The 17,101-nt window shown below is 62.1% G+C and carries 14 protein-coding genes and 6 tRNA genes; 4 read left to right on the top strand and 16 right to left on the bottom strand.

What is annotated here, in order from left to right; translation table 11 throughout:
- Positions 1–65: 65 nt before the first annotated feature.
- Both LOY51_RS19635 and LOY51_RS19640 read left to right on the top strand, forming a co-directional pair.
- Complete coding sequence (locus tag LOY51_RS19635) at positions 66–578, top strand: hypothetical protein (RefSeq protein WP_258642698.1); 513 nt, start codon at positions 66–68, stop codon at positions 576–578.
- Between the two features lie 145 nt (positions 579–723).
- Positions 724–1,932: a benzoate/H(+) symporter BenE family transporter gene (locus LOY51_RS19640; RefSeq protein ID WP_258642700.1), complete on the top strand. Its 1,209-nt coding sequence runs from the start codon at positions 724–726 to the stop codon at positions 1,930–1,932.
- Positions 1,933–1,957: 25 nt separating this feature from the next.
- Here LOY51_RS19640 and LOY51_RS19645 read toward each other — a convergent pair.
- Positions 1,958–2,034 (bottom strand) — tRNA-Arg (locus LOY51_RS19645).
- A 94-nt stretch (positions 2,035–2,128) separates the two neighbouring features.
- Positions 2,129–2,731, bottom strand: a complete 603-nt coding sequence (gene phnN, locus LOY51_RS19650; RefSeq protein WP_258642702.1) for a phosphonate metabolism protein/1,5-bisphosphokinase (PRPP-forming) PhnN — start codon at positions 2,729–2,731, stop codon at positions 2,129–2,131.
- A 345-nt stretch (positions 2,732–3,076) separates the two neighbouring features.
- Here phnN and LOY51_RS19655 point away from each other — a divergent pair, with 345 nt between their 5' ends.
- A complete protein-coding gene (locus LOY51_RS19655) occupies positions 3,077–3,403 on the top strand; it encodes an Arc family DNA-binding protein (RefSeq protein ID WP_033699552.1) in 327 nt (108 codons plus the stop codon).
- Positions 3,404–3,468: 65 nt separating this feature from the next.
- On the opposite strand, the gene mgtE is transcribed toward LOY51_RS19655, so the two are convergent.
- From mgtE to alaS, 9 genes are all read right to left on the bottom strand, one after another.
- Complete coding sequence (gene mgtE / locus LOY51_RS19660; RefSeq protein ID WP_110991908.1) at positions 3,469–4,911, bottom strand: magnesium transporter; 1,443 nt, start codon at positions 4,909–4,911, stop codon at positions 3,469–3,471.
- A 376-nt stretch (positions 4,912–5,287) separates the two neighbouring features.
- Positions 5,288–5,364 (bottom strand) — tRNA-Arg (locus tag LOY51_RS19665).
- Between the two features lie 72 nt (positions 5,365–5,436).
- Positions 5,437–5,513 (bottom strand) — tRNA-Arg (locus LOY51_RS19670).
- 71 nt (positions 5,514–5,584) lie between these two features.
- Positions 5,585–5,661, bottom strand: a tRNA-Arg gene (locus LOY51_RS19675).
- 71 nt (positions 5,662–5,732) lie between these two features.
- Positions 5,733–5,809, bottom strand: a tRNA-Arg gene (locus tag LOY51_RS19680).
- A 48-nt stretch (positions 5,810–5,857) separates the two neighbouring features.
- Positions 5,858–5,948, bottom strand: a tRNA-Ser gene (locus LOY51_RS19685).
- Between the two features lie 72 nt (positions 5,949–6,020).
- Complete coding sequence (gene csrA, locus LOY51_RS19690) at positions 6,021–6,209, bottom strand: carbon storage regulator CsrA (RefSeq protein ID WP_003254503.1); 189 nt, start codon at positions 6,207–6,209, stop codon at positions 6,021–6,023.
- A 169-nt stretch (positions 6,210–6,378) separates the two neighbouring features.
- Complete coding sequence (locus LOY51_RS19695; protein WP_125465020.1) at positions 6,379–7,614, bottom strand: aspartate kinase; 1,236 nt, start codon at positions 7,612–7,614, stop codon at positions 6,379–6,381.
- 83 nt (positions 7,615–7,697) lie between these two features.
- Positions 7,698–10,322: an alanine--tRNA ligase gene (gene alaS, locus LOY51_RS19700; protein WP_145964611.1), complete on the bottom strand. Its 2,625-nt coding sequence runs from the start codon at positions 10,320–10,322 to the stop codon at positions 7,698–7,700.
- Between the two features lie 378 nt (positions 10,323–10,700).
- On the opposite strand from alaS, the gene LOY51_RS19705 reads away from it, so the two are divergent.
- On the top strand, positions 10,701–11,876 hold the full coding sequence (locus LOY51_RS19705; protein ID WP_125859549.1) for a M91 family zinc metallopeptidase: 1,176 nt from the start codon (positions 10,701–10,703) through the stop codon (positions 11,874–11,876).
- 8 nt (positions 11,877–11,884) lie between these two features.
- Here the strand turns inward: LOY51_RS19705 and astE are convergent, their stop codons facing one another.
- The 5 genes from astE to aruG are packed head-to-tail and all read right to left on the bottom strand — an operon-like array spanning position 11,885 to position 17,074.
- Entirely contained in the window at positions 11,885–12,892 is a 1,008-nt protein-coding gene (astE, locus tag LOY51_RS19710; RefSeq protein ID WP_125859550.1) for a succinylglutamate desuccinylase, read from the bottom strand.
- A 10-nt stretch (positions 12,893–12,902) separates the two neighbouring features.
- The gene (locus LOY51_RS19715) at positions 12,903–13,193 is read right to left on the bottom strand and encodes a topoisomerase II (RefSeq protein ID WP_125465024.1); all 291 of its coding nucleotides are present in this window, start codon (positions 13,191–13,193) and stop codon (positions 12,903–12,905) included.
- A 15-nt stretch (positions 13,194–13,208) separates the two neighbouring features.
- On the bottom strand, positions 13,209–14,558 hold the full coding sequence (gene astB, locus LOY51_RS19720; RefSeq protein WP_125859551.1) for an N-succinylarginine dihydrolase: 1,350 nt from the start codon (positions 14,556–14,558) through the stop codon (positions 13,209–13,211).
- A gap of 23 nt (positions 14,559–14,581) precedes the next feature.
- On the bottom strand, positions 14,582–16,045 hold the full coding sequence (astD, locus tag LOY51_RS19725; RefSeq protein ID WP_258642708.1) for a succinylglutamate-semialdehyde dehydrogenase: 1,464 nt from the start codon (positions 16,043–16,045) through the stop codon (positions 14,582–14,584).
- On the bottom strand, positions 16,046–17,074 hold the full coding sequence (gene aruG, locus LOY51_RS19730; protein WP_125465027.1) for an arginine N-succinyltransferase: 1,029 nt from the start codon (positions 17,072–17,074) through the stop codon (positions 16,046–16,048).
- Positions 17,075–17,101: the final 27 nt, after the last annotated feature.

Genomic DNA, 17,101 nt, shown 5'->3' on the forward strand with positions numbered 1-17,101 from the left:
AGTTGGCGCGCTGGCACAGCTTTTGCCACTTCGATCGCGTTTATTGACCCATTCAAGGAGGAGAAATGCTCAGTTCAATCAACGGGATGCCTTGGCAGCCCGCAGTGCAGCCATCCAGCCGCACCGGCAACGAACAGGCGCTGGCACAGGCGCTGCCGTTCCAGCCGATCGCCGCCGCCAGCGGCACCACCGCACAGCAGAACAGCCAGGGCAGCACCTCGCAGCAGAACAGCGAAGACAACCGCAAGGAGGCCTTTGCCAAGCTCATGGTCATGCTGCAGAACCCGGACGTTGCCGCACGCCAGCAGGCCAGCGTCGACAAGCAGCAGCCCAGCGATGCCCTGCAGGAGTTCCGCGACTATATGGACAAGTCGCCAGCAGAGAAGATCAAGGAGAAATACCTCCAGGAGCTAGGCCTGACCGAGGAGGAGTACGACGCGCTGCCACCGGAGAAGAAAGCGCTGATCGATGAGCAGATCGCTCAGCGAATGCAGGATGATATCGAGTCCAAGGCCTTGGCCAAGCTTGGCCAACAGGGCGCGCAGCAAAGCGATGAGCTCAAGGCTATCGAGCTCTAAGCCAGGCGCGTGGCCTTCCCAAGGCCACGCCTCTCGAGTCAGGGCAGGCTGCCCTTGGCGCCCCGCAGCACTCGACAGCGGGCAAGTATCGGGATTCAATCCAGCCCTCCTCAATCGCCTTGCTACAGGGAATCGGCAATTCGTCATGGACAGACTCAGACAAGATTTCTCGCTTTCGGCGCTGGTCGCCGGCCTGATCGCAGTGATCATCTCCTACGCCGGCCCGTTGATCATCGTGTTCCAGGCCGCCCATCAGGCCCAGCTCAGCAATGAGGCGACCGCCTCGTGGATCTGGGCGATCTCCATCGGCAGTGGCCTGACCGGCTTGCTGCTGAGCTGGAAACTGCGAGTGCCGGTGATCACCGCGTGGTCGACACCCGGCGCGGCGCTGCTGGTATCGATGCTGCCGACGGTGTCACTGGCGCAGGCCGTGGGGGCCTACATCGTTGCTTCGCTGCTGATCGCCGTGATCGCACTGAGCGGCGCGTTCGACAAACTGATGCGCCGCCTGCCCAAGGCGATTGCCGCCGCCATGCTCGCCGGCATCCTGTTCCGCTTCGGTGCCGAGCTGTTCAGCTCCATCCGCCTGCAACCCTTGCTGGTCCTCTCGATGCTCGCGGCGTACCTGCTGTTCAAGCGCCTGTCGCCCCGCTACGCCATCCTCTCGGTGCTGGTGGTTGGCTGCGGGCTCGCCACCAGCATGGGCCAACTCGATACGGACGCACTGGTGCTGGAGCTGGCCGTCCCGCTGTGGACCGCGCCGCACTGGAGCTGGCACGCCATCGTCAACATTGGCCTGCCGCTGGCGCTGGTGTCGCTCACAGGCCAGTCAGTACCGGGTATCGCCGTGCTGCGTACCGCCGGTTACCAGACCGCCGCACGCCCGATCGTCTCGGTGACCGCCATCGGCTCGCTGCTGCTGGCACCCTTCGCCTGCCACGGGGTCAACCTGGCAGCGATCACCGCAGCCATCTGCACCGGCCGCGAGGCCCACGAGAACCCCGACAAGCGCTATATCGCCGGCATTGCCTGTGGCGCCTTCTATCTGCTGATGGGCACCTTCGGCGCCACCCTGGCCTCGGTGTTCGCCGCCCTGCCCCGGGAAATGATCGCCGCCCTCGCCGGCCTGGCGCTGTTCGGCGCCATCGCAACCGGGCTGACCGGTGCTATGGCCGATGAAAAGCAGCGTGAGCCTGCGTTGATCACGTTCCTGGTCACGGCCTCTGGCATGAGCTTCCTTGGCCTGGGCGCCGCGTTCTGGGGGCTGATCTTCGGCCTGGTCGCCTTCTTCGCGCTCGGTTACACCCGACCGCACACCGCCCACACAGGAGCGCGCGTCGGCGAACAACGTTGAGTTGGTTGGTAATGGAGGGTGTGTATGGCGTCCCAGGGCAGGTTCGAACTGCCAACCTTCCCCTTAGGAGGGGGATGCTCTATCCAATTGAGCTACTGAGACACAGGGGCCGGCAACGGACGTTGCACGGCAGGGACGGCGAGCATGTTACCCAGCGCATCGGCATTTGTCATGTTTCTATCGGGCATTTTGCACGTCAGTCGTTTCCCTGCGCCTGGCCGATGACACCCTCCTGACGCAGCACCCCGAACAGCGCCTCGACGGCGACATCGAGCGCAGCCGAGTTATCCAGCACATGCACCGAGGGATCGTAGGCCTGCAGCCGAGCGCCACGGGCCAGACGCTGCTCGATTTCATCGGCGCTTTCCCGACCGCGAGCAATCAAGCGCTGGCGCAGTACGCCAGGCAGTACGGTCAGGCCGATCGCCAGCAAATCCGGGTAGCGTTGCCGGGCTTCGTTCAGGTATCCACGCGAGCCGTTGACCAGCACCGAACGGCCGGCGGCGAGGCGCCCCTCCACCTGGGCAGGAATGCCATAGCACAGGCCATTGGCTGACCAGAACAGGGCAAACTCGCCCGCAGCACGCATGGCCTCGAAGCGCTCGAGGGTCACTCCCAGCGCACTCTCCCCTTTGGCCTCGGCGGAACGGGTTATGACCCTTCGGGCAACGTCCACACCGTACTTGGCAAGCCGCTCTCGCGCGGCATCAATAAGGGAATCTTTGCCCGATCCCGATGGTCCCATCAGGAATATCAACCGCCCTCTTGAGGACGGTGCGTCGCTTGCGTCATATTGCATAGCCACTATGCTCAAGGTGTGGGAACCTGCGCATTCTAGGGTTTTTCCCTAACCTTTGCTGCCAGTTACCAGATTTTGACGACAAAGGTCTGACGCAACTGCATTCTGCGTCAATGTGAATCTTTTCAAACCAGTACTCATTTCTGATAATTGGTACTGGCAAAAAGCCTGTACCGGAGCCACTATTTGTCACAGAATTGACGCCAAGGAATCGGCGACATGAGGCAAGATGAAAACCCGAAACCACATTACGGTTGAACATTTTGTCGTCGCCGCGGTCGTACTTCCACCGTGCGGCCAATTTGCGAACCGCTTCCCCTGAACCAGAACAACCGGTCAATTTATATGCGCCCATTGAAACAGGCTATTTATTCGAGCCGCACCGCTGACAAGTTCGTCGTCCGCCTGCCAGACGGAATGCGTGAGCGCATTGCCGAGGTAGCGCGCAACCATCACCGCAGCATGAACTCCGAGATCATCGCGCGCCTGGAACAGAGCCTTATCCAGGAAGGCGCGCTGGGCGACGAACTGAGCATGCGCCTGGACAGCCCAGAGCTCAGCCTGCACGAGCGCGAACTGCTGCAACGCTTCCGCCAACTGTCCCATCGCCAGCAGAACGCACTGGTTGCGTTGATCGCACACGATGTGGAAATGGCTGCTGACGCGTCCTGACACAAAGCATCGACACACAAAAAAGCCAGCGCAAGCTGGCTTTTTTGTTGCTGCTGTCCCACCACTCAGAGCAGGAACAGCGTTGCCAATCCCAGGAAAATGAAGAAGCCGCCGCTGTCAGTCACAGCAGTGATCATCACGCTGGAGCCCATGGCCGGATCGCGACCCAGGCGGGTCAGCGTCATCGGGATCAACACCCCCATCAGGGCCGCCAGCAACAAGTTGAGGGTCATGGCCGCCGTCATCACCAGGCCCAATGACCAACTGCCGTAGAGCATGAATGCTACTGCGCCGATCACCCCACCCCATATCAGGCCATTGAGCAGTGAAACCGCCAACTCCTTGCGCATGAGGCGGCTGGTGTTGCCCGGCGACACCTGGTCCAGTGCCATTGCGCGCACGATCATGGTGATGGTCTGGTTACCCGAGTTACCACCGATACCGGCAACGATGGGCATCAGCGCGGCCAGGGCCACCAGCTTCTCGATCGAGCCTTCGAACAGCCCGATCACCCGGGACGCCAGGAAGGCCGTAATCAGGTTGATGGCCAGCCAGGCCCAACGGTTGCGCAGCGAGCGCCAGACCGAGGCGAAGATGTCTTCCTCTTCGCGCAGACCTGCCATGTTGAGCACTTCGCTCTCGCTCTCCTCACGGATCAGGTCGACCATTTCATCAATGGTCAGTCGGCCGATCAGGCGCTCGTTCTTGTCCACCACCGGCGCGGACACCAGGTCGTAACGCTCGAATGCCAGGGCTGCGTCATAGGCATCTTCCTCGGGGTGGAAAACCACCGGGTCATTGGCCATGACTTCCGCGACTTTCTTGTCCGGGTCGTTGACCAACAGCCGCTTGATGGGGAGCACACCCTTGAGCATACCGTCGTAGTCGACCACGAACAGCTTGTCGGTGTGCCCCGGCAGCTCTTTGAGCCGACGCAGGTAGCGCAGTACCACTTCCAGGCTGACGTCTTCGCGGATGGTCACCATCTCGAAGTCCATCAGTGCCCCAACTTGCTCCTCGTCATAGCTCAGCGCCGAACGCACGCGCTCACGTTGCTGGGCGTCGAGGCTTTCCATCAACTCATGGACGACGTCACGCGGCAGCTCCGGCGCCAGGTCGGCGAGTTCGTCGGCGTCCATTTCCTTGGCAGCGGCGAGCAGTTCGTGATCGTCCATGTCGGCGATCAGGGACTGGCGGACGGCGTCGGAAACCTCCAGCAGGATGTCGCCATCACGATCAGAGCGCACCAGCTGCCAGACCGTCAGGCGGTCTTCCAGCGGCAAGGCTTCGAGGATGTAGGCAATGTCGGCGAGGTGCAGGTCATCGAGCTTGCGCTGCAGTTCGACGAGGTTCTGCCGGTGGACGAGGTTTTCCACGAGGTCATGGTGATGACCTTCCTGACGGTGCGTCAGGTCCTCGACCACACGCTGGCGCTGCAGCAGTTCGATCACCTGGGCAAGGCGATCCTGCAGGCTGTCTTGAGCTTTCTTTACTTCTACTTCGGTCATAGGCGAACTCCACCCCCAGCAGCGGAGCACGCCGGGAGAATCAATCGATCAGATCTTGCTGCATGAAGCGTGTTAGGGAGTAACTACTGGGTAAGTCCATGGTGGTATTCCACAAGCCCCGGCGGGGCTGACGGGCGCAATCATACACGGTGTCAGCTGTCGGATCGCTTAAAATTTTGGCCAGAACAATCGTTTGCGCAATAAAGCTGTGACAACACTCGAAGCCAACAGTGCGACGGCCTGAGGCTCACAAAGATCACATACATATAAGGGCTGTTCGGGATCGGGCTATCAACGTGAGTCTAGTCGTGCGTGGACAGAATCAGTGAATGCCGAAAAAGAAAAAGCCCGCTTGAATAAGCGGGCTTTTCAGGTATGGCGGACTCAGCAGGATTCGAACCTGCGACCGCTCGGTTCGTAGCCGAGTACTCTATCCAGCTGAGCTATGAGTCCGTGGTTGGTAGTTTTAGGCCAGATTACCACTGGCTTGTTGAAGTGCCTTTGCAAGCAAAACCACTTCAAAAGTGGCGGACTCAGCAGGATTCGAACCTGCGACCGCTCGGTTCGTAGCCGAGTACTCTATCCAGCTGAGCTATGAGTCCGGGTTGGTAGTTTTAGGCCAGATTACCACTGGCTTGTTGAAGTGCCTTTGCAAGCAAAACCACTTCAAAAGTGGCGGACTCAGCAGGATTCGAACCTGCGACCGCTCGGTTCGTAGCCGAGTACTCTATCCAGCTGAGCTATGAGTCCGGGTTGGTAGTTTTAGACCAGATTACCACTGGTTACTTGAAGCAGCTTTGTAAACAAAACCACTTCAAAAGTGGCGGACTCAGCAGGATTCGAACCTGCGACCGCTCGGTTCGTAGCCGAGTACTCTATCCAGCTGAGCTATGAGTCCGTGTCTTGCTGTGCCATCCAGATCGCCAGAAGCGCTCTAGGCAAATAATGGCGGTGAAGGGGGGATTCGAACCCCCGATACCCTTATGAGGTATACTCCCTTAGCAGGGGAGCGCCTTCGGCCACTCGGCCACCTCACCGCAACACGAGGCGAATATTAAACACACCCTTCCTCGTTTGCAACCCTTTTTTTGAAAAAAACTTCAAAAAAATTAAAGGCTTGGCTCCTCGTCCTTCTCTTTCTTGATCCGCAGGTAGATTTCCTCGCGGTGAACGGCCACTTCTTTTGGCGCGCTCACGCCGATACGCACCTGGTTGCCTTTGACACCCAGGACCGTCACGGTGATCTCACCGTCACCAATGATCAGGCTCTCGGCGCACCGACGAGTCAGAATCAGCATAGTTTTCTCCTCACATGTAACTTCAGGGACAACAGTCTTTGATTAAGCAGGGCCCGGCCGGGGACGACGGCACTGGCCCGGACCAACTACCAGCAGCACCTGGACAAGGGTGCGACCGGCAGCCAGAAACACGAAGGGCGCGGCAAGCCGCGCCCTCTCAGGCAACGCCTTACTCGCCCTGTCGGGCAGGGGCATCGAGCTCGAACGCGGTGTGCAGCGCGCGAACGGCCAGCTCCAGGTACTTCTCTTCGATCACTACCGAGACCTTGATCTCGGAGGTGGAGATCATCTGGATGTTGATGCTCTCCTTGGCCAGGGCTTCGAACATGCGGCTGGCAACACCCGCGTGCGAACGCATGCCAACGCCAACGATCGATACCTTGGCGATCTTGGTATCACCCACCACTTCACGCGCACCGATCTCACGGGCGGTGTTCTCCAGCACGCTCAACGCCTTTTCGTACTCGTTGCGGTGCACGGTGAAGGTGAAGTCGGTGGTGTTATCGTGCGAAACGTTCTGCACGATCATGTCGACTTCGATGTTCGCCGCACTGATCGGGCCGAGGATCTTGAAGGCAACGCCTGGGGTGTCCGGGACGCCACGAATGGTCAGCTTGGCCTCATCACGGTTGAAGGCGATACCGGAAATGATTGGCTGTTCCATGGATTCCTCTTCATCAATGGTAATGAGGGTACCCGGACCCTCCTTGAAGCTGTGCAGCACGCGCAGCGGGACGTTGTACTTGCCGGCGAACTCCACCGAACGGATCTGCAGCACCTTGGAGCCGAGGCTGGCCATTTCCAGCATCTCCTCGAAGGTGATCTTCTCCAGGCGCTGGGCCTGGGGCACGACACGCGGGTCGGTGGTGTAGACGCCATCGACATCGGTGTAGATCTGGCATTCGTCGGCCTTCAGGGCCGCTGCGAGAGCCACACCGGTGGTGTCGGAGCCACCACGGCCGAGCGTGGTGATGTTGCCGTGCTCGTCAACGCCCTGGAAACCTGCAACCACGACCACGCGGCCGGCCTTGAGGTCGGCGCGGATCTTCTGGTCGTCGATCTGCAGGATGCGCGCCTTGTTGTGCGCGCTGTCGGTGAGGATGCGCACCTGGTTGCCGGTGTACGACACCGCAGGCACGCCACGCTTCATCAACGCCATGGTCAACAGGCCGATGGTGACCTGCTCACCGGTCGAAACAATCACATCCAGCTCGCGAGGCTCTGGCTTGTCGGTAATCTGCTTGGCCAGGTCGATCAGGCGATTGGTTTCGCCGCTCATGGCCGACAGCACCACCACCAGGTCAGTGCCTTGCTCACGGAATTTCTTGACCTTGTCGGCTACCTGCTCGATCCGCTCGATGGAACCGACAGAGGTGCCGCCAAATTTCTGTACGATCAACGCCATTTCAAAGGTGCCTCAGCCCCAAGGGGCCCCAAAAAACAATCCAACATGAAGCGACCGCCGACTAGACCGGCGGTCGCTTCATCTCAAAGTCCCTGCTCGGCGAACGGCACAGCCAGGGCCAAGGCATTGTCCAGCGCGGCGACATCGACGCCACCACCCTGGGCCATGTCCGGGCGACCACCACCCTTGCCACCCACCGCCGCAGCGGCTTGCTTCATCAGATCGCCAGCCTTGAGTTGGCCGGAGAGGTCCTTGGTCACGCCAGCCACCAGCACGACCTTGCCCTCATGCTCGCTGCCCAGCAGGATCACTGCATGGCCGAGCTTGTTCTTCAGCTGATCGACGAGCGCCAGCAAGGCCTTGCCATCCTGCCCATCCAGGCGAGCGGCGAGCACCTTGGCGCCCTTGACCTCAACGGCCGCATTGGAGAGATCGTCCCCGGCGGCGCTGGCGGCCTTGGCCTGCAGCTGTTCAAGCTGCTTTTCCAGCTGACGGTTGCGCTCGAGCACAGCCGACAGCTTGTCGATCAGGTTGTCGCGGTTACCCTTGACCAGTTGCGCAGCTTCCTTGACCTGCTCTTCGGCAGCATTCAGGTAAGCCAGCGCGGCGGCACCGGTGACCGCTTCGATACGGCGCACGCCAGAGGCCACGCCGCCTTCGCTGATGATCTTGAACAGGCTGATGTCGCCCGTGCGTTTGGCGTGGATGCCACCGCACAGTTCGACGGAGAAGTCACCGCCCATGCTCAGCACGCGCACGGTGTCGCCATACTTCTCACCGAACAACGCCATGGCGCCCTTGGCCTTGGCGGTCTCGATGTCGGTCAGCTCGGTCTGCACCTCGGTGTTACGACGCACTTCACGGTTGACGATATCTTCCAGCGCCTTGATCTGCTCAGGCTTGACTGCCTCGAAGTGGCTGAAGTCGAAACGCAGGCGCTGGCTGTCGACCAGCGAGCCCTTCTGCTGTACGTGTTCGCCCAGCACCTGGCGCAGCGCTTCGTGCAGCAGGTGGGTGGCGGAGTGGTTCAGCGAGGTAGCGTGCTGGACATCGGCATCGACACGCGCGTCGACGGCGGCGCCAACGGTCAGTGCACCGCTGGCAACCACACCGTGGTGCAGGAAGGCGCCACCGGTCTTGGTGGTGTCGCGCACATCAAAACGCGCGGCGCCAGCCTGCAGGTAACCGCAGTCACCCACCTGGCCGCCCGACTCGGCGTAGAACGGGGTGCGATCCAGGATCACCACGCCCTCTTCGCCTTCGCCCAACTGCTCGACCGCCTGGCCATCCTTGTACAGGGCAATGACCTTGCCCTGGCCTTCGGTGGCATCGTAGCCGAGGAAGTCAGTGGCGGTATCGACCTTGACCAGGCTGTTGTAGTCCATGCCAAAGGCGCTGGCGGAGCGGGCACGCTCACGCTGGGCCTCCATTTCACGCTCGAAGCCGGCCTCGTCGATGGTCAGTTCGCGCTCGCGGGCGATGTCGGCGGTGAGGTCCATGGGGAAGCCGTAGGTGTCGTACAACTTGAACACCACGTCGCCCGGTACAACCTTGCCCTGCAATTGGGCCAGGTCCTGCTCGAGGATGCGCAGACCCTGCTCCAGGGTCTTGGCGAACTGCTCTTCTTCGGTCTTGAGCACCCGCTCGATGTGCGCCTGCTGGCTTTTCAGCTCAGGGAAGGCTTCGCCCATCTCGGCGACCAGCGCGGCAACGATCTTGTGGAAGAAGCTGCCGGTGGCGCCCAGCTTGTTGCCGTGGCGGCAGGCGCGACGAATGATGCGGCGCAGCACGTAACCACGACCTTCGTTCGACGGCAGCACACCGTCGGCGATCAGGAAGCCGCAGGAACGGATGTGGTCAGCGACCACTTTCAGCGAAGGTTGCTCGTCGTTGCTGCAACCGATGGCCTTGGCAGCCGCGGCCAACAGGCTCTGGAACAGGTCGATCTGGTAGTTCGAGTGCACATGCTGCATCACCGCACTGATGCGCTCCAGGCCCATGCCGGTGTCCACCGACGGCGCTGGCAGCGGGTGCAGGACGCCATCGGCGGTGCGGTTGAACTGCATGAAGACGTTGTTCCAGATCTCGATGTAACGGTCGCCGTCTTCTTCCGGCGAGCCAGGTGGGCCGCCCCAGATGTCGGCGCCGTGGTCGTAGAAAATCTCGGTGCACGGGCCGCACGGGCCGGTGTCGCCCATGGTCCAGAAGTTGTCGGAGGCGTACGGAGCGCCCTTGTTGTCACCGATGCGCACCATGCGCTCGGCGGGCACGCCGACTTCCTTGGTCCAGATGTCGTAGGCCTCGTCGTCGCTGGCGTAGACGGTGACCCACAGTTTTTCCTTCGGCAGGTTCAGCCACTTGTCCGAAGTCAGGAAGGTCCAGGCGAAGGTGATTGCATCGCGCTTGAAATAGTCGCCGAAGCTGAAGTTGCCCAGCATCTCGAAGAACGTGTGGTGACGGGCGGTATAGCCGACGTTTTCCAGGTCGTTGTGCTTGCCGCCGGCGCGTACGCACTTCTGGCTGCTGACAGCGCGGGTGTATGCGCGCTTTTCCTGGCCGAGGAAGCAGTCCTTGAACTGGTTCATGCCGGCGTTGGTGAACAGCAGGGTCGGGTCATTGCCCGGGATCAGCGAGCTGGAGGCAACGCGAGTATGTCCCTGCTCTTCGAAGAAGCGGAGGAAGGCTTCACGGATTTCTGCGCTTTTCATAGGTTCTTCCACGGAAACGGCGGCCACACGTCGAATCGACGAAACGACGGCAAAGGGCCGCATTATATCGGTCCTGCAGTCTGGGTGCAGTGTGTTTGTGCGATAGAAACCGTCGATAAGGCGGTTTATCAGACTAAAGCAGTTGGAAACGGCATGACCGCGATGCTAAAGCCAGGGTTTCGCTGATGGCAAGCCAATTGCTGCGCGAGCCTGGCAATTTCGCCGGGAAAATTCATTAAATCGCGTTCATTCAAGAAGGGATCCAAAAACCGCCATCGAGCAGACGCGCCCCGGAGTCGAAGACACTAAAGATTTACCGCTTGCCCGCCCTGACGGCAGACTAGCCTGTGGCCCCTTTCAAACTCACGGAAGCAGGCCATGTCTGTGCAAAACGTCTGGATTACACACGCCTCTTTACCACGCCAATCCTACCCCCTGCCCTACCACGATCCGCAACTGTCGATCGAAACGCGCCAGGCGTCGCTGCTGATCGAAACACTGCACTGGGGTGCCGAACTGCACGTGCACGGCACCGCCACCGGGATCAGCGTGCAGATCGCCCACACGCTCTATGAGCTGGCCGTTCCAGCGCATTGGCCGCTGCATGTACGCACTGGCGACGGCAATGACAAGGTGACGTTTACCGGCCTGCAGACTCACGTGGTCATTGAAACGCAGGGCGGCGATGACGATGTGCATCTCGAAGGATCGAGCGGGCCTGACCGCGCAGGCATCGCCGTTGTCGACGCAGGCCCCGGCGATGACCTCGTGGTCGCCGAAGACCTGAAGGAGGTGGAGATCGAGGGCGGCACGGGCAACGACAACATCAGCAGCAACGCAACCCACAGCTCAATCTACGCCGGAGATGGCGACGATACCGTATGGATAGAAGGAGGGCGGGCGATCATCGAGGCGATGAGCGGCCTCAACGCCGTGAGCAACGGCCCCTTGGACGATCGCATGTATGGCCACCCCGGGAGCATCACTGCCCTGGGAGGCCGGGATGCCCCCCTGATGTTCGAGGCATGGAACACCCCGCTGCCGGAAGACCACGCCCAGACATTCCAGGTCAGGGGCGATTACCGCTACGTCGAGAAGGTCACCCGCCAGCTCAAGATGCTCCGGGCCACGCTGACAGGTTCGACGCTGATGGCGGACCTGGTGGCCAGGCACGCCAGGATCGTCATCAGCCATCATCCAGCCCTGGACAACGCCATGGCCGAATTCAGCCCCGGCCAGGCGGCCCCCAGAATCGCGAGCGGCATGCGTGGCACACCAGCGCTGAATATCAATGTCTTTTACAACCCGCTGACCCACATAACCGGCGCCCCTTCGCTGATCATCCTCTATCACGAGCTGTGCCATGCCTGGAATTTCGCCACCGGTACCCTGATGGGCGACACGGAGCAACAGGCCGTCGGGCTGGACAGCGGCGAACCGCCATTCGACTTCGATGACGACCCACAGACACCTGCGACCGCCAGCAACCCTTATCCCTTCAACGAAAACGCCTTGCGCCAGGAGCTGGGCTTGGCGGCCCGCACGCATTACTGATGGCGATATCAGGCCAGGCGCTGGCCATTGTCCGGAACGATCACTATCCCCGCCCGCAGGCCATTCTTGACCTTAGGGTTGGGGAAGATGATCCGCGCGCCCTCCTCCTCGACGACCCAGCGCATTTCGGCCAGGTCCTCGGCCAGCAGGTAGCCCTTGCTCAACTCGGAGAAGTTCTCGATGTCTGCCGGCAGATGCAGGTGGAAGCTGTCACTGTGCTTGATGATCTCGCGGGCGACACTGAACAGCTTCAGGCCGTCGAGCGAGTCGCCGGTCTCAGGCTCGGTACCTTCGATGATCTGGATGAGGCGCTCTTCGAGCTTGTCGAGATTGACGCCTTCGTTCTGCCCAAACGGCCGCGCCTTGCCCAGTTCGAGGGTGAAGGCCTCGGCCTCCAACTGCTCATAGGTGAAGGCACTGAAGGTAATCGAAGACTTGCTCTGCAGCAGCACTGCCTCCATCCCTGCCGCAGCCAGGCGCGCCAGTTCACGCCGAGAATGGGTGCGGCCCTCCTTGTAGGGATACAAGGCGAACTGCTCGATCTTGGAACCGCGGATCGCGGTATGCAGGTCGTAATGCAGGCGGGTGCGCTCTGGCTTGCTGAAGAACACCCGGGCAAACTGCTCGAGCTCAGCGGCACGCAATGCCTCGAAGCCGCTGGAAAGCTCATGACGGCCATTGAACAGACGGTTGATGTCCTGCTCGATGAAGCGCTCGCCCTTGCGGATCGCCGCCGGGTTGCCGAACAGGAACAGCACTCGCGCACGGGGCTTGATCTTGCCATTGGCCACGCCATGCAGCAGCCGCTCGAGCAGTTCGATGGGCGCCGTCTCGTTGCCGTGAATCCCGGCCGAGAGCAGCAGATCCAGCCCGCTGTCATCGCCTTCGGGCGGACGCACTTCCAGTGCGCCCTCCCCCAGCCAGCGCAAACGCGCGCCCTTGGGTGTCACTTGGGTCTTCTCGGCCGGTTCGTGATCGGTCAGGGTCAGCTCAAGCAGTTTACCGAGGGCGAGCATAGGCACTTCCTTAGTGGTGGTGGCCGCAGTCCGGGCCATGGACGTGATCGTCGTCGTCACCGAGCTCTGCCGGTTCCATTTCCAGTTGCAGGCTGACCAGGTTGGTGGCCATCGGACGCAACAGCAGGTTGGCGTACTCGGTGTCGTTCTCGTCGACATCGACACCGATCAGCAGCTGGCCGCGGCCGTCCTGCTGGATCCACACTTCCTTGCCTTGCCAGACCACGGCAAAGCGCGTGCAGGAGGTTTCCAGCTGGGTGCCGTCTTCATCTTCCAGGATCAGGCGCAGGGCATCGGACATTGCAATTTCTCTCTATCAAGGTTGGCGTTGGAACGGATACACCGAACCCAGCTTCATGATCTGGGTCAGCTCATCCAATGCCGTGCGACACTCGATCAGCAGTTGCGGGTCGGCCAGGTCCGCTTCGCCAAGGCGGTCGCGGTAGTGCTTGTCGACCCACTGCACCAAGGTGTCGTACAGCGAGGCGGTCATGATAACGCCTGGATTGACCGCCGCCAGTTCCGTTTCCTTCAAGGCCACGCGCAAACGCAAGCAAGCCGGGCCACCACCGTTCTGCATGCTCTGCTTGAGGTCGAACACCTTGACCTCCTTCACCGGGCCGCCCTGGCTGGTCAGTTGCCCCAGATACGCCCAGACGCGTTCGTTGTTGCGGCACTCTTCCGGCACCACCAGCAGCATGGAACCGTCGGCGCGGCTGAGCAGCTGGCTGTTGAACAGGTAGGAACGCACCGCGTCCTCCACCGTCACCGCCGCGCGCGGCACGCAGATGGCCTGGAACTGGCCACCCTTGCCGGCCAGTTTAGCCTGCAGCTGGCCGAGCACGGCGTCGGTCTCGAGGAAGGCGTCCTCGTGGTAGAACAGCACCTCGCCGTTGCCCACCGAGATCACATCGTTGTGGAACACGCCCTGGTCGATCACCGCCGGGTTCTGTTGAGCGTAGACCACGCCATCGTCACGCAGGCCGTGCAGCCGGGCGACCGCCTGCGAAGCTTCCAGAGTCTGGCGCGCCGGGTACTTCTGCGGCGCCGGATAGCGGCTGTCGAACGCGCTGCGGCCATAGACGAAGAACTCGACGCCGGCATCGCCGTAATCTCGGCAGAAGCGCGTGTGGTTGGCAGCACCTTCGTCACCGAACTGCGCCACCGCCGGCAGCGCGGCATGGTGGGCGAAGTGCTTGTCGTCATTGAACATGGCCCCCAGCACACGGCTGGTGGTCGGGTGTTCGATGCTGCGGTGGTATTTGCAGTTGAGGTTGGCGGCAGTGAAGTGCACGCGGCCGTCGGCGGTGTCGGCGCTGGGGCTGACCGTGGCGGCGTTGGCCACCCACATGCTCGAGGCCGAGCAACTGGCGACCAGCAACGGCATGGCGTCTTTCGCCGCGCGGCGGATCACCTCAGCGTCGCTGCCGGTGAAACCCAGGCTGCGCAGGGCCGCCACATCCGGGCGCTCCTGCGGCGCCAGCACGCCTTGCTGGAAGCCCATCTCCATCAGCGCCTTCATCTTGGCCAGGCCCTGGCGCGCCGCTTCGCGCGGGTTGGAGCCCTGCTGGCTGTTGCTTTGTGACGCCACGTTGCCGTAGGACAGGCCACCGTAGTTGTGGGTCGGCCCCACCAGGCCATCAAAATTCACTTCGTAGGATTTCATCGGCAAGGCTCCGAGACCTGTTGTTATAGGGTGACGCCCGGCGTCAGGGTCGCCGGCAGTACAAGGCTCGCGGTCTCCAGCGAAGCCACGGGGTAGGCGCAATAGTCGGCCGCGTAGTAAGCGCTGGCGCGGTGGTTGCCGCTGGCACCCACACCACCGAACGGCGCGCTGCTGGCGGCACCGGTCAGCTGCTTGTTCCAGTTGACGATGCCGGCGCGGCTGCGCAGCCAAAAGTGCTGGTAACGGGCATTGGAGTCCGACAGCAGCCCGGCGGCCAGACCGTACTGGGTGTTGTTGGCCTCATTGATCGCCGCGTCGAAATCGCTGTAGCGGATCACTTGCAGCAGCGGGCCGAAGAACTCTTCGTCCGGGCGACCGGTCACGGCGGTGACGTCGATGATGCCCGGAGTCAGCAATGCCGCATTGGCCTGTGGCTGGGTCATCTCCAGCAGCGCCACGGCGCCCTTGTCGAGCAGATCAGCCTGGGCCGCGACCAGCGCGCGGGCGGCTTGCAGCGAAATCACCGAACCCATGAAAGGTGCCGGCTGCTGGTCGAAAGCGCCGACGCTGATGCTGCGACTGACCTCGACCAGGCGCGCGAGCAGTTGGTCGCCCCAGGCGCCCTGGGGCACCAGCAGGCGCCGGGCGCAGGTGCAGCGCTGGCCGGCGGAAATGAACGCCGACTGGATGATGGTGTAGACCGCGGCGTCCAGGTCCTTGACCTCATCCACCACCAGCGGGTTGTTGCCGCCCATCTCCAGGGCCAGGATCTTGTCCGGGCGCCCGGCGAACTGCTGGTGCAACAGGTTGCCGGTGCGGCTGGAGCCGGTGAAGAACAGGCCATCGATACCCGGGTTGGCAGCCAGCGCCACGCCGGTTTCGCGGGCACCTTGCACCAGGTTGAGCACACCGGCAGGCAGCCCGGCTTCAATCCAGCACTGCACGGTCAACTCGGCAACCTTGGGGGTCAGTTCGCTCGGTTTGAACACCACGCAGTTGCCCGCCAGCAAGGCCGGGACGATATGGCCGTTGGGCAGGTGGCCGGGGAAGTTGTACGGACCGAACACTGCCACCACACCATGGGGCTTGTGGCGCAGCACGGCCGTGGCGTCGGCCAGCGGGCCGCTCTTTTCGCCGGTACGCTCGCGGTAGCTCTGCACCGAGATCGCCACCTTGTTGACCATGCTGGTGACTTCGGTGGCCGACTCCCACAAGGGCTTGCCGGTTTCTTCACCAATGCACCGCGCCAGCTCATCGGCACGGGCCTTGAGCTTTTCGGCGAACGCCTCGAGCACAGCGATACGCGCTTCCAGGCTCAGCTGCGCCCAGTTCGGGAACGCTTGGCGCGCCGCCTCCACTGCCGCTGCAACTTGTGCGGCATCGGCGCCCTGTCCGGCCCAGACCACCGCCTGGGTGACGGGGTTGAGCGACTGCAAGGCTTCGCCCTGGCCAGCCTGCCATTTGCCTGCGATGTAATGCGTGGTCATTTACTGAGCCTCCCGGCCGGCGGACAGCGGCACCGCGCGCACATTGTCGCCGGCGCCCAGGCGCAGGCGCTTGGCGGTCAGCGGATCGACCACCAGGGTGCCTGCGGCAAGGCGCGCCGGCGCGGCAGTGATGCGGCAGTCTTCGCGCTTGCGGTTGTGAATGATGTAAGGGGTGGCGTCGTCACCCGGCGTGCCGACAGCCAGCACCAGGGTTTCGCTTTCACGCACCGCACGGATCTTCGAGGTTTCGCACTCGATGGCCGGGCCTGCGTCGAAGATGTCGACATAACCCTGGTAGTTGAAGCCTTCGCGCTTGAGCATGGCCAGCGCCGGCTCGGTGTCGGCGTGCACCCGGCCGACCACGTCGCGCGCAGCCTGCGACAGGAAGCAGGTGTACAGCGGGAATTTGGGCATCAGTTCGGCGATGAACGACTTGTTGCCCACCCCGGTAAGGTAGTCGGCCTGGCTGAACTCCATCTTGAAGAAGTGCCGGCCCAGGCTTTCCCAGAACGGCGAGCGCCCGGACTCATCGGACATGCCGCGCATCTCGGCGATGATCTTGTTGCCGAACAGTTGCGGGAACTCGGCGATGAACAGCATCCGCGCCTTGGACAGCAGCCGGCCGTTGAGGCCGCTGCGATAGTCGCTGCGCAGGAACAACGAGCACAGTTCGGAGTTGCCGGTCAGGTCGTTGGCCAGGAACAGCGTGGGGATCTCGCGATAGATGCCCAGCTCCTGCGAGGCGCTGACGGTCAGCCCTACCCGGTAGTTGTACCAGGGCTCACGCAAACCGACGGCGCCGGCGATGGCACTGATGCCGACCACCAGGCCTTCGTCGTTCTCCAGCACGAACAGGTAGTCGGTGTCGCCGCGCTCGGCTTCACCGCGGAAGCTCTTCTCGGCCCAGCCGACACGCTGGCCGAGGCGCTCTTCGTTGGCCGGGAGCGTGGTCAGCCCGGTGGTGCCAGTGCTGCGGGCCAATTCGATCAGCGCGGGTAAATCGCTGCTGCGTACAGGACGAACGATCATGCTATCTCCTTGTGCGGCGGTCTGTGC

Origin of the sequence: Pseudomonas sichuanensis (assembly GCF_024749065.1) — a bacterium.
GTDB classification, from domain to species: domain Bacteria; phylum Pseudomonadota; class Gammaproteobacteria; order Pseudomonadales; family Pseudomonadaceae; genus Aquipseudomonas; species Aquipseudomonas sichuanensis.